Genomic DNA, 12,114 nt, shown 5'->3' on the forward strand with positions numbered 1-12,114 from the left:
ACCAAAGAAAATATAAAGACTAGAAGCTTAAAAGATGCTATACTACCTATTCGAATATTTAGAAAATGAATACCAGTTGCCGGGGGCGAGCTTATTTCAGTTCACCACCTTTAGGGCGGCCATGGCCATTCTGCTTTCGTTGATGATAGCAACGGTATACGGTAAGCGGGTTATTCTTTTTCTTCAACGACAACAAATAGGTGAGAGTGTGCGCGACCTTGGTCTTGAAGGACAAAAGCAAAAGGCGGGTACGCCGACCATGGGCGGACTCATTATTATCATGTCTACTTTGATTCCGGTGCTTTTGTTGGCAAAACTTGATAACATCTATATCATTTTGTTGATCGTCACTACGCTTTGGATGGGCTTTATTGGTTTTGCCGATGATTATATCAAGGTATTTAAAAAAGACAAACAAGGTCTGAAAGGTAGGTTTAAGGTATTGGGCCAAGTGGTTCTAGGTCTTGGGGTTGGGGCAACCTTGTACTTTCATCCCGGCGTGACCATGAGGGACGATTCCAGTACCATCATTACCGAGCAATTGACCGTACGTGATGTTATTGGCAAGGAGATCAAATCGGTGCGCACCACGGTTCCTTTTTTTAAGAACAACGAGTTGGATTATAGCGATTTTATCGGTTGGGCGGGAGAAGGTGCCCGTGACTACGCTTGGTTGATATTCATACCGATCGTCATACTGATCGTAACGGCGGTTTCCAACGGGGCCAACCTTACCGATGGTATCGATGGGCTTGCGGCGGGTACGTCGGCCATTATAGTTTTTACACTGGGGGTTTTTGCTTGGGTGTCGGGTAACGTCATCTTTTCAAATTACCTGGATATTATGTTTATCCCCAATTCGGGTGAATTGGTGGTCTTTATAACGGCATTTGTGGGAGCATTGGTGGGCTTTCTTTGGTACAACGCCTTTCCTGCCCAGGTTTTTATGGGAGACACCGGTAGTTTGACGATTGGGGGCATCATTGCCGTAATCGCCATTATTATCAGAAAAGAATTGTTGATTCCCGTGTTGTGCGGAATCTTCTTTGCCGAGTCGCTATCGGTCATGATACAGGTAGGCTATTTTAAGTATACCAAAAGGAAATTTGGGGAAGGCAGACGTGTTTTTTTAATGTCGCCCATCCATCATCATTATCAGGTAAAAGGATATCACGAAAGTAAGATCGTTACCCGGTTTTGGATCATCGCCATCCTTTTGGCGGTCATAACCGTGGTTACCTTGAAAGTAAGATAAGATGAAAAGATTGGTGGTTTTAGGGGGAGGCGAAAGCGGTGTTGGTACGGCCATCTTGGGAAAACAACAGGGGTTCGAGGTTTTTGTATCGGACCGAGGAAAGATAAAAGGGAAATATAGAGACGTTCTTGAACATTTTGATATTGATTGGGAAGCCGAAAAGCACACGGAAGCAAAGATCCTGAATGCGGATTTGGTCATGAAAAGTCCGGGTATACCCGATTCGGTTCCATTGGTGAAGGCATTGCACGATAAGGGCATTCCTGTTATTTCGGAGATTGAGTTCGCATCGCGATATACCGATGCTACTTTGATCGGTATAACCGGAAGTAACGGAAAGACCACCACTACTATGTTGACCAACCACTTGTTAAAAGAAGGTGGGTTGAACGTAGGGATGGCGGGGAATATCGGTGATAGCTACGCTAAAATGGTCGCGGAAAACAATTATGATTTCTACGTTTTGGAAATCAGCAGTTTTCAGTTGGACGGCATTGTGGATTTTAAACCGCACATCGCCATCCTAACGAACATTACGCCGGATCATTTAGACCGATATGATTTCAAGTTTGAAAATTATGTCGCTTCAAAATTCCGAATAGCACAGAACCAGACCGAAGACGACTTTTTAATTTATGACGCAGACGATCCGGTGATTGTTGCCTGGCTTGAAAAGCATCCCGTTAAATCAAAATTACTCCCATTTTCCATAGAACAGGAACTGGGGGAAGGAGCATATCTAAAGAACAAAAACATAATACTGAACATAACTAACGAGACATTGGAAATGACAAAAGACGCCTTAGCACTTGAAGGAAAACACAATTTAAAAAATTCTATGGCTGCAATGACAGCGGCAAAATTGGTGAGCATACGAAAAGCATCGATACGTGATAGTATCGCTAATTTTCAAGGAGCCCCCCATCGCCTTGAAAACGTATTGAAAATACACCATGTACAGTATATAAACGATTCTAAAGCTACCAACGTAAACTCCGTATTCTATGCTTTGGATAGTGTGAAAACACCTATTGTATGGATTGTCGGAGGACAGGACAAGGGTAACGATTACAGGGAGCTGATGCCTTTGGTCCGTGAAAAGGTAAAGGCTATCGTTTGTTTGGGATTGGACAATGAAAAGATAAAGGATGCCTTTGGCAATGTAGTGGATCTAATGGTGGAAACCTTTGCCATGGATGAGGCGGTTAAAGTGGCCTATAAGATTGCCGAGAGGGGAGACACGGTTCTGTTATCTCCGGCATGTGCCAGTTTTGATTTGTTTCAGAACTATGAAGACCGCGGAAACCAATTTAAGGCGGCAGTAAAAAACTTGTAAAAACAGTACGCAGTGAACGCATTTTTTGAAAATATCAAAGGAGATAAAGCTATTTGGGCCATTGCGGCCCTCTTGGGCTTGTTTTCGTTCTTGCCGGTATATAGTGCCAGTAGTAATCTGGTCTATGTAGTGGGCAACGGAACCACGTTTGGGTATTTGGTAAAACATGCATTGCTATTGTTTTTGGGCTTTGGTATCATTTATGGTGTTCATCGTATTCCCTCACATTTTTTTAAGGGCTTGTCTTTGATCGCCATGCCTTTGGTGCTGGTACTATTGGTGTTCACCCTGGCCCAGGGTACTACTATAGGCGGGGCCAATGCCAGCCGATGGATCAGTGTCCCCATAGTTGGTATCTCGTTCCAGACATCGAACCTGGCCGCAGTGGTGCTAATGATCTATGTGGCGCGCTACCTGAGTAAGGTAAGGCATAAAGAGATTACCTTTAAGCGAAGTATATTGCCTTTGTGGCTTCCCGTTTTTCTAACGGTGGCCCTAATTTTGCCCGCGAACTTTTCAACGGCGGCCATTATATTTTCAATGGTACTCCTGCTTTGCTTTTTAGGGGGGTATCCGTTAAAATATTTGTTCGGTATCATTGGGGCAAGTGTATTGGGCTTGGCGTTCTTTATACTTACGGCAAAGGCTATTCCGGGGCTGTTCCCGAACCGCGTCGATACGTGGATCAGTAGGGTAGAGAATTTTGCCGATTCGGAAGATACCGAGGCCGATTACCAGATTGAGCGGGCCAAGATAGCCATTGCTACGGGAGGTATTGTCGGTAAAGGTGCGGGAAAAAGCATTCAGAAAAACTTTCTGCCGCAGAGCTCATCGGATTTTATTTATGCCATTATCGTGGAGGAGTATGGACTGGTGGGTGGTTTCGCCCTTATGTTCTTTTATATGTTCTTGCTGTTCCGGATCGTGGTCGTGGCCAATGGAAGTGCTACCATTTTCGGTAAGCTGGCAGCGCTTGGGGTAGGGCTTCCCATAGTCTTTCAGGCGTTGATCAATATGGCTGTGGCGGTCGAGCTTTTTCCGGTAACGGGGCAGACCTTGCCGCTGATCAGTAGCGGTGGTACCAGTAGCTGGATGACCTGTTTGGCCATCGGTGTTATTTTGAGTGTGAGCAATAAGGAGGCTAAAGTAGAAAAGCCGTCCGAAGAAATAGATGAAACGAACCCTTTAGAAGTGTTGAGTGGGCAATTATAGATTCATACTTTCCGGTGGTGGAACGGGCGGGCATATTTACCCGGCGATCGCCATTGCGAACGAATTGAAAAGACGGCATCCTGACGCGCAATTTTTATTTGTGGGCGCCAAGGATAGAATGGAGATGGAAAAGGTGCCTCAAGCAGGTTATGAGATTGAGGGATTGTGGATTAGCGGGTTGCAACGGAAACTGACCCTTAAAAATTTAATGTTTCCTTTTAAAGTAATAAGTAGTTTGATACAGGCCGGAAAAATAGTACGCAAATTTAAACCGCATGCCGTCATAGGCACTGGGGGATTTGCCAGTGGGCCTATGTTGAAGGTCGCTTCCGGAAAAGGGGTGCCCTGCGTATTGCAAGAGCAGAATTCGTATGCGGGTATTACCAATAAACTACTGAAAGATAAAGTGGCTAAAATTTGTGTGGCCTATGATGAAATGGATCGGTTTTTTCCTAAGGATAAGATCGTAAAAACAGGTAACCCGGTTAGGGGAGACCTGGTTGAAATGACGGCCGATAAAAACGAGGCCTTGCAGTTCTTCGGGTTGAAACCCGATGTGCCTACCCTTTTGATTTTGGGAGGAAGCCTTGGTGCCCGACGAATTAACCAATTGGTGGCAAAGAACCTCGTTCTTTTTGAGCAAAGCGGGGTACAGCTTATATGGCAATGTGGAAAGCTCTATATTGATGAATATGCGAAATACAATTCCGATTCGGTAAAGGTGCTCGATTTTTTAAATCGGATGGATTATGCCTATGCCGCTTCCGATATCATCATATCGCGTGCGGGTGCAGGTTCGGTCTCTGAATTGTGCATTGTAGGAAAGCCCGTGATATTTGTTCCTTCGCCCAATGTGGCGGAAGACCATCAGACGAAGAACGCCCGGGCATTGGCAAACGATAATGCGGCATTGTTGTTGAAGGAAAGTGAGTTGGATGCCAAGTTTGAAGCGGTGTTTACGGGACTTTTTAATGATAAGGGGCAACAAGAACGTTTGTCGGCGAACATTAAAAAATTGGCCTTACCGAACGCGACAAAAGATATAGTGGACGAAATTGAAAAATTAATTGGGAATGCCACCCATAAATAAAGGCATGGGAAGAAGTGGAAATGGACTTAAAACGCATACATAACGTATATTTTATTGGCATCGGAGGCATTGGTATGTCTGCTTTGGCACGTTATTTTAAGTTCGTTGGTAAGCAAGTGGCAGGTTATGATAAGACCGAAACACCACTTACCGAAGAACTTTCCGGCTTGGGTATCGCCATTCATTACGATGATGATATTACAGCGGTAGGGGAAGGTTTTAAAAATCAGGAAAACACCCTGGTGGTCTATACACCGGCAGTGCCTTTGGAGCATTCGGAATATCAATATTTTTTGGCCCAGGGTTTTGAAATCAAAAAACGCTCCGAAGTTTTGGGGCTTATTACCAAAGACAGCTTTTGTTTGGCTGTTGCGGGTACCCATGGCAAAACGACTACCACAAGTATTTTGGCACATCTGCTCAAAGAGTCCGGTGCTGCCTTTACGGGGTTTTTAGGAGGAATATCGGAAGATTTCAATAGTAACTTTGTGTTTGAGGGTACCGACTTTTCGGTGGTCGAGGCAGATGAGTTCGATCGTTCCTTCCTGAGGTTGTTTCCCGATGTGGCCTGTGTCACGTCTATGGATGCCGACCATTTGGATATATACGGTAATCCGGAAGAGTTACAGAGGTCATTTTTAGAGTTTGCCGATAAGATTCCTTCGGATGGAGCCCTTTTTGTACGAAAAGGTCTTCCCTTGGAAGGTATAACCTATGGTATAGAAGACGGGGCGGATTATTGTATAACGCACCTAAGGATAGAAAACGGTACGTATGTTTTTGATTTGGTGACGCCGGAAAGCGTTTTGACCAATGTAATGTTCAATAAGCCGGGCCGGCACAATCTTTTAAACGGATTGGTGGCTTTTGCCATGGCTACGCGTACGGGCTTGCCCCTCGAAAAATTGGCAAGTGCACTGGCGACCTTCAAAGGGGTGCAAAGGCGGTTTTCCTATAAGATAAAGACGGAGAAGTTGGTTTTTATCGACGATTATGCCCATCATCCTACCGAGATAAATGCGGTGTACGATGCGGTTACCGAAATGCATCCGGGCAAAAAAACATTGGCGGTCTTTCAGCCCCACCTGTTTTCGAGAACCAGGGATTTTGCCGATGCCTTTGCCCAAAGCCTTTCAAGGTTTGATAGTGTGCTGTTGTTGGATATCTATCCCGCGCGCGAAAAACCGATAAAAGGGGTAACGGCGGAATGGTTGATGGGGAAAATTACAAATCCGAAAAGAAAAATAATCGAGAAATCCAAATTGCTAAATGAGATAAAGCGGCAAAATCCAGAGGTACTTATTACTATGGGGGCCGGAGATATAGGATTGGAAGTAAGTAAAATCACAAAAGAATTACAAGATGCGTATTAATTATAACTACATAAAGCTATTGGTCTTGGTCGTTGTAATAACAGGGCTTTACGCATTTTCTAACCAAAGAAGTGCGAAAAGAGGTATAAACGGCATTGCTATTGATTTTGTGGAAAATCAAAATTTGTTCATTACGGAAGGCGCGGTTAATAAATTGTTAATACAAAAATTCGGCAGTCTTGAAAACGTGCCCAAAGAAAAATTAGTTTTGAATACTATAGAGAAGGCCATTGAGGCCAACAAAATGGTGAAAAGTGCCCAAGTTTATCTTACTGTAAACGGTAAGTTGGCGTCGAAAATCATTCAACGCACACCAATCGGACGTATAGAAGGGGATTCAAAATTTTACCTTGACGAAGACGGAAAGCGGATGCCGCTGTCAACGAGTTATTCTGCACGCGTACCCATAATCACGGGCCGCATCACGGAAAAAGGCTTGGCAGATGTGTATAAAATTTTGAACTATGTCAATACGGACGAGTTTCTGAAGAAAAACATCATTGGGCTACATATCGAGAATGAAGATGAATATCAGCTTCGTTTTCGTACGGAAGAGTTTGTTGTCGATTTAGGAGACGTAGAAAGACTGGAAGAAAAGTTTAGTAATTTCAAGGCATTTTACGCCAAGGCAAATAAAGACAAAACTCTGCAAAACTATGATGTTGTTAGTTTGGAGTTTGACAATCAAGTAGTGTGCACCAAAATTTAAGTTATGGAAGTAGGTAATTATTCGGTAGGATTGGACATTGGAACAACCAAGATCGTAGCCATAATCGGTAAGAAAAACGAGTATGGTAAAATTGAGGTTCTGGGCATCGGTAAATCTAAGAGTTTAGGGGTGCACCGAGGTGTTGTAAACAATATTACGCAAACCATTCAATCGATACAGCAGGCTGTGGAAGAGGCGGAAGCCAATTCCGGTTTGAAGATTGGGTCGGTTGTGGTCGGTATTGCCGGGCAGCATATAAGAAGTCTGCACCATAGCGATTATATCACCAGGCCCGATTCAGAGGAGGTCATCAATGATGATGATCTGGATAAGCTTTGTAACCAGGTTTACAAGTTGGTAATGCTTCCGGGTGAAGAGATCATTCACGTACTTCCGCAAGAGTATAAAGTGGACGGACAGGCCGAGATCAAAGAGCCGATTGGCATGTATGGTGGCCGTCTTGAAGCTAATTTCCATGTGGTGGTAGGCCAGGTTTCTTCCATCAAGAATGTAGGCAGGTGTATCAAGAGTGCCGGACTCGATCTAGGGAACATCACCCTTGAGCCCTTGGCGTCTTCCGATGCGGTTTTGAGCAAGGAAGAAAAAGAAGCTGGTGTGGCATTGATCGATATAGGGGGCGGTACTACCGACTTGGCCATTTTTAAGGATGGTATCATACGGCATACGGCCGTAATTCCATTTGGTGGCGGTGTAATCACCGAAGACATCAAGGAAGGTTGCTCCATTATTGAAAAGCAGGCAGAACTTTTAAAGATAAGGTTCGGTTCGGCTTGGCCAGGTGAAAACAAGGATAATGAAATTGTTTCCATACCCGGTCTTCGTGGTAGGGAACCTAAGGAAATTACCCTTAAGAACCTTTCGAAAATCATTCATGCACGCGTTGTTGAGATCGTAGAGCAAGTCTATACGGAAATCAAGAATTACGGCCATGAAGAACAGAAAAAGAAACTGATTGCAGGTATAGTGCTTACAGGTGGCGGTAGCCAGTTGAAGCATTTAAAGCAATTGGTTGAATATATTACGGGTATGGATACACGTATCGGATACCCTAATGAACATTTGGCGGGCGATTCAGATGCCGAAATCGCCAGTCCCCTCTACGCTACCGCCGTTGGTCTTTTGATGAACGCCGTAGCCAATGAGAAAAAAATCAAAACGGCAGAAACCAAAGAAACGATCGTAGACGAAGGAGAGCTCGTTATGGCGGGACACGAAGAGGAAGCGCCGCAATCAAATGGGCCTAAGGTCAAGAAAGAGCGCAAATCGGTATTTGATAAATGGTCGGAAAAGTTGAAGGACTTTTTGGATAATGCCGAGTAAAGACAGAAACACACATTAACCAGTAATAAAAGACACTATGAACAACAACACGGAATTTGATGGAATTTCATTTGATCTTCCGAAGAATCAAAGCAATGTAATTAAAGTAATCGGCGTAGGGGGCGGTGGTAGCAACGCAATCAACCACATGTTTCAGTCGGGTATCAATGGCGTAGATTTCGTCATTTGTAATACCGATTCACAGGCCTTAAATAATAGTCCTGTACCTACCAAAATACAATTGGGTGTTTCATTGACCGAAGGTTTGGGTGCTGGTGCCAACCCTGAGGTAGGTGAACAGGCCGCTTTGGAAAGTATGGAGGAGATCAAACAGATGTTGGCCACTACTACCAAAATGATATTTATTACCGCTGGTATGGGTGGTGGTACCGGTACAGGTGCCGCACCGGTAATAGCCAAACAAGCAAAAGAATTGGACGTGCTTACCGTGGGCATCGTTACCATGCCTTTTGAGTTTGAAGGTAAAATGCGTTGCGAACAGGCAAGGATTGGTATTGAAAAACTACGTTCCAATGTAGATTCCTTGATCGTTATCAATAATAACAAACTACGTGAAGTCTACGGAAACTTAGGTTTCAAGGCAGGTTTCTCTAAAGCGGATGAAGTATTATCGACCGCGGCAAGAGGTATAGCCGAGGTTATTACCCACCACTATACCCAGAATATTGACCTTAGGGATGCCAAGACGGTACTTTCTAATAGTGGTACCGCCATTATGGGTTCGGCCCAGGCAACCGGTTCCGCAAGGGCGCACGAGGCTATCACAAAAGCCTTGGATTCTCCCCTGCTTAATGATAACAAGATCAGTGGGGCCAAGAACGTACTTTTGCTTATCGTTTCAGGTTCTCAAGAAATTACTATCGATGAAATCGGTGAGATCAACGATTATATTCAGGTCGAGGCCGGCCATGGTGCCAACATCATCATGGGTGTCGGTGAAGACGAAGATTTAGGGGAAGCGATTGCCGTAACCGTTATTGCTACGGGTTTCGATGTTGATCAGCAGAACGATATCGTAAATACCGAGGCCAAAAAAATCATCCATACTTTGGAAGATGAGCAACGTGCCCAACACGATTTGACGGCTAGAAAGAATATCGTTCATCAAATGCCGATCGAAACAGTAAAGGAAGAAGCGCCGGTGATCAAACACACTCTTGAGGAAGATGTGAAAGAGGAGCCGGGTATGGATTTAGTGGAAACCACAAGCTATATCAAAAACTTCAACGTTTTTTATGAAGAGGTGTTAGAGGAAGTGGCCGAAGTCGATACTTCAGAAGACGATTTTGTAATCGTAAATGCTCAAGATTCAATAAACGATATGGAGGTGGTCGATCCCATGACCGTTCCTTACGACAATCTAAAGGAAGAGCAGATCACTATGAGCTTTGATATGCCCTTGACGCAAAAAGACGAGGTGGATGAAGAGGAGCAAGAGAACGTTATTACTTTTAGCCTAGACGATGATGTAAAGGATATTGAGGTAAAAAGCCATGTAGAGGTCATTCCTGTTATAGAACACAACGACCAAGGTGAAAAGCGCTATAGCTTAGATGACTATATGGAAATAGAGGATAAGCTGAACAGGGCGAAACCGGTTCAAAAGCAAGCGCCAAAACCACAACAGGTGGTAAAGGAAGAGCCTAGAATAGAGGTGAAGGCGGTTGAAAGAAGGGTGGAAACACAAGAACAGCCTCCTGTTGAAGTCGATCCGATGAACAGTCCTATCGAAGACCTTTTAAGGGAAAGGGCCGATGAGCGAAGAAGAAAGTTGAAAGATTTCAACTATAAGTTCCAGAACAGTGTTAGCAGTATAGATGAAATTGAAAAAGAACCGGCCTACAGACGTCAGGGAATCGATTTAAACGATGTCAGAAGAGATGAAACCAGGGTTTCAAGAACGACGTTAAGTGAGGATAGTAACGATGAGATTAGGTTGCGCTCCAACAATTCTTTTCTACACGATAATGTAGATTAAGGATTTCAAAATAAACTTAACTAACTCAAGCTTAAACCCGAAAAAATTAGTTTTTTTTCGGGTTTATTTTTTATCTTCGCATTCCTAAATAAAAAGCATGGGCTTACAACAAAAGGTAATGGAACAGATGAAAGCGGCAATGAGGGCAAAGGATGCCGTTGCGCTAGAATCGCTCCGTGCCATTAAGTCGGCTTTGCTTTTGGCCCAGACCAGTGGAACGGGTGGTGAAATGACCGAGGAGGAAGAAGTGAAACTGGTTCAAAAACTAGTGAAGCAAAGAAAGGATAGTGCCGCCATTTTTAAGGAACAAGGTAGGGAAGACCTAGCGGAACCCGAACTGGCACAGGTAGCCGTAATCGAGCAATTTTTGCCGGAACAGCTTACCGAAGAAGAAATAGAAAAAGTAGTGGTTCAGACCATAGACGCCACAGGAGCGTCTGGTATGAAAGATATGGGCAAGGTTATGGGCATGGTGTCCAAGGAATTGGCCGGTCAGGCCGATGGTAAGACCATTTCGGCCATAGTAAAACAGAAATTAGCATAAAATTGGCCCCGTGGCGCAACTGAATAGCGCATCAGATTTCGGCTCTGAGGGTTGCAGGTTTGAATCCTGCCGGGGTCACAATTTTATCGAAAGCTCTTTAGACTCAAGGTTTAAAGGGCTTTTTTTTATGGCGATGGTACTTTTTAACTCGAGAAGCGAAATGAGGACAGTCGCTTTGAAAGGTATTGTCACTATCGCGAAACAGTTCGTTTTTGTGCCGCTATGATTTCCCCTACGGCCTGTCTGTACTTTACAGGATTCCCCGCTTTTTTTATGGCCTTGTAGACTTTTTGAGGGTGGTGGGTAGATTGGGAAAAAAACTCCCAGAAACCAAGCATTTTCATCTTTATAGGGGTCGGGCCCGAAAGCATGGCGTCGTACTGTGTGTAGATGGTATCGTGAAATTCCCTGAAAATATCCCAGCGATCGACAGGGTAGTCCGTAGTGTCCGCTTTGATCATGCTGGGTAAAAACGGATCGGCGATAAGGCCCCTGCCTATCATAAAATGGTTTATGGATGGGAAGCGTTCCCTCAAGGTCTTGAACTGTGCTACGCTAGTGATATCGCCGTTGTAGTACAAGGTGTGTTTTGCTACATCCACGCATTTTTGAAAGGCTTCTAGGTCTACGCCTCCTTTGTATAATTGTTTCCCCAGTCGGGCATGGATGGCCACGTTTTTAAGAGGGTACTTTTCCAGTATGGGAAAGGCCTCTAATATTTCATTGCTGTTCTCGTAGCCGAGACGCATTTTCATCGAAATGGTAATATCGGTCTCGCTATGTGCACGATCTAATATATGGTCTATTTTTTCGGTATTGCAAATAAGGCCCGAACCCATTCCGCTATTGGTGACCATAGGATAGGGGCAACCCAGATTCCAGTTCAGTTCCGTATATCCTAAAGACTGAATATATTTTATTACAAATAAAAAATGTTCGACGTCTGCCGTCATTACTTGTGGAATGAGTTCCAGGGAAGTATTTACCTCAGGGTTCAAATCGCGCTGGTACGAGCCCTTGATGATCATCTTTCGGTTAAACCGGATGTATGGGGCGTAATAGGTGTCTATTCCTCCAAAAAACTTCTGCTGTGCATTGCGAAAAACAAAATCGGTAAAGCCTTGTAAAGGGGAAGATAATAGTGTGTAAGACATCAACGGGTTTTGAGGGTACAAAGATAAGGCAATATCACGATATTTCGATATGGGGCCTTAGGAGCTTTATTCTGGTTGTTTTTAAAAGGGGCGGATGTAAA

At 44.2% G+C, this 12,114-nt stretch carries 10 protein-coding genes and 1 tRNA gene; 10 read left to right on the forward strand and 1 reads right to left on the reverse strand.

Features of this window, described 5'->3' with window-relative positions:
- The first annotated feature begins 34 nt into the window (after nucleotides 1-34).
- From mraY to BW980_RS16855, 10 genes are all read left to right on the forward strand, one after another.
- On the forward strand, nucleotides 35-1,255 hold the full coding sequence (gene mraY, locus BW980_RS16810) for a phospho-N-acetylmuramoyl-pentapeptide-transferase (protein WP_076456358.1): 1,221 nt from the start codon (nucleotides 35-37) through the stop codon (nucleotides 1,253-1,255).
- A 1-nt stretch (nucleotide 1,256) separates the two neighbouring features.
- Entirely contained in the window at nucleotides 1,257-2,591 is a 1,335-nt protein-coding gene (murD, locus tag BW980_RS16815; protein WP_076456359.1) for a UDP-N-acetylmuramoyl-L-alanine--D-glutamate ligase, read from the forward strand.
- A 12-nt stretch (nucleotides 2,592-2,603) separates the two neighbouring features.
- A complete protein-coding gene (locus BW980_RS16820; RefSeq protein ID WP_076456360.1) occupies nucleotides 2,604-3,803 on the forward strand; it encodes an FtsW/RodA/SpoVE family cell cycle protein in 1,200 nt (399 codons plus the stop codon).
- On the forward strand, nucleotides 3,790-4,893 hold the full coding sequence (gene murG / locus BW980_RS16825; protein ID WP_076456361.1) for an undecaprenyldiphospho-muramoylpentapeptide beta-N-acetylglucosaminyltransferase: 1,104 nt from the start codon (nucleotides 3,790-3,792) through the stop codon (nucleotides 4,891-4,893). The genes BW980_RS16820 and murG overlap by 14 nt, the downstream gene beginning before the upstream one ends.
- Nucleotides 4,894-4,913: 20 nt before the next feature.
- Nucleotides 4,914-6,266, forward strand: a complete 1,353-nt coding sequence (gene murC, locus BW980_RS16830; RefSeq protein ID WP_076456483.1) for a UDP-N-acetylmuramate--L-alanine ligase — start codon at nucleotides 4,914-4,916, stop codon at nucleotides 6,264-6,266.
- Entirely contained in the window at nucleotides 6,256-6,975 is a 720-nt protein-coding gene (locus BW980_RS16835; RefSeq protein WP_076456362.1) for a cell division protein FtsQ/DivIB, read from the forward strand. The genes murC and BW980_RS16835 overlap by 11 nt, the downstream gene beginning before the upstream one ends.
- 3 nt (nucleotides 6,976-6,978) lie before the next feature.
- The gene (gene ftsA / locus BW980_RS16840) at nucleotides 6,979-8,316 is read left to right on the forward strand and encodes a cell division protein FtsA (protein ID WP_076456363.1); all 1,338 of its coding nucleotides are present in this window, start codon (nucleotides 6,979-6,981) and stop codon (nucleotides 8,314-8,316) included.
- Nucleotides 8,317-8,353: 37 nt separating this feature from the next.
- On the forward strand, nucleotides 8,354-10,315 hold the full coding sequence (ftsZ, locus tag BW980_RS16845) for a cell division protein FtsZ (protein ID WP_076456364.1): 1,962 nt from the start codon (nucleotides 8,354-8,356) through the stop codon (nucleotides 10,313-10,315).
- A gap of 97 nt (nucleotides 10,316-10,412) precedes the next feature.
- On the forward strand, nucleotides 10,413-10,859 hold the full coding sequence (locus tag BW980_RS16850) for a GatB/YqeY domain-containing protein (RefSeq protein ID WP_013992166.1): 447 nt from the start codon (nucleotides 10,413-10,415) through the stop codon (nucleotides 10,857-10,859).
- Nucleotides 10,860-10,863: 4 nt separating this feature from the next.
- Nucleotides 10,864-10,937: transfer RNA gene (locus BW980_RS16855), tRNA-Arg, on the forward strand.
- Between the two features lie 113 nt (nucleotides 10,938-11,050).
- Here BW980_RS16855 and BW980_RS16860 read toward each other — a convergent pair.
- Nucleotides 11,051-12,013, reverse strand: a complete 963-nt coding sequence (locus BW980_RS16860) for a tRNA dihydrouridine synthase (RefSeq protein ID WP_076456365.1) — start codon at nucleotides 12,011-12,013, stop codon at nucleotides 11,051-11,053.
- Nucleotides 12,014-12,114: the final 101 nt, after the last annotated feature.

It is taken from the genome of Zobellia uliginosa, from assembly GCF_900156625.1.
Taxonomy (GTDB): domain Bacteria; phylum Bacteroidota; class Bacteroidia; order Flavobacteriales; family Flavobacteriaceae; genus Zobellia; species Zobellia uliginosa.

Coding starts and splice junctions, on each gene's coding strand:
- murD (WP_076456359.1), top strand. CDS start 1,257: ATGAAAAGATTGGTGGTTTTAGGGGGAGGCGAAAGCGGTGTTGGTACG.
- murC (WP_076456483.1), top strand. CDS start 4,914: ATGGACTTAAAACGCATACATAACGTATATTTTATTGGCATCGGAGGC.
- mraY (WP_076456358.1), top strand. CDS start 35: ATGCTATACTACCTATTCGAATATTTAGAAAATGAATACCAGTTGCCG.
- BW980_RS16850 (WP_013992166.1), top strand. CDS start 10,413: ATGGGCTTACAACAAAAGGTAATGGAACAGATGAAAGCGGCAATGAGG.
- BW980_RS16835 (WP_076456362.1), top strand. CDS start 6,256: ATGCGTATTAATTATAACTACATAAAGCTATTGGTCTTGGTCGTTGTA.
- BW980_RS16860 (WP_076456365.1), bottom strand. CDS start 12,013: ATGTCTTACACACTATTATCTTCCCCTTTACAAGGCTTTACCGATTTT.
- ftsA (WP_076456363.1), top strand. CDS start 6,979: ATGGAAGTAGGTAATTATTCGGTAGGATTGGACATTGGAACAACCAAG.
- ftsZ (WP_076456364.1), top strand. CDS start 8,354: ATGAACAACAACACGGAATTTGATGGAATTTCATTTGATCTTCCGAAG.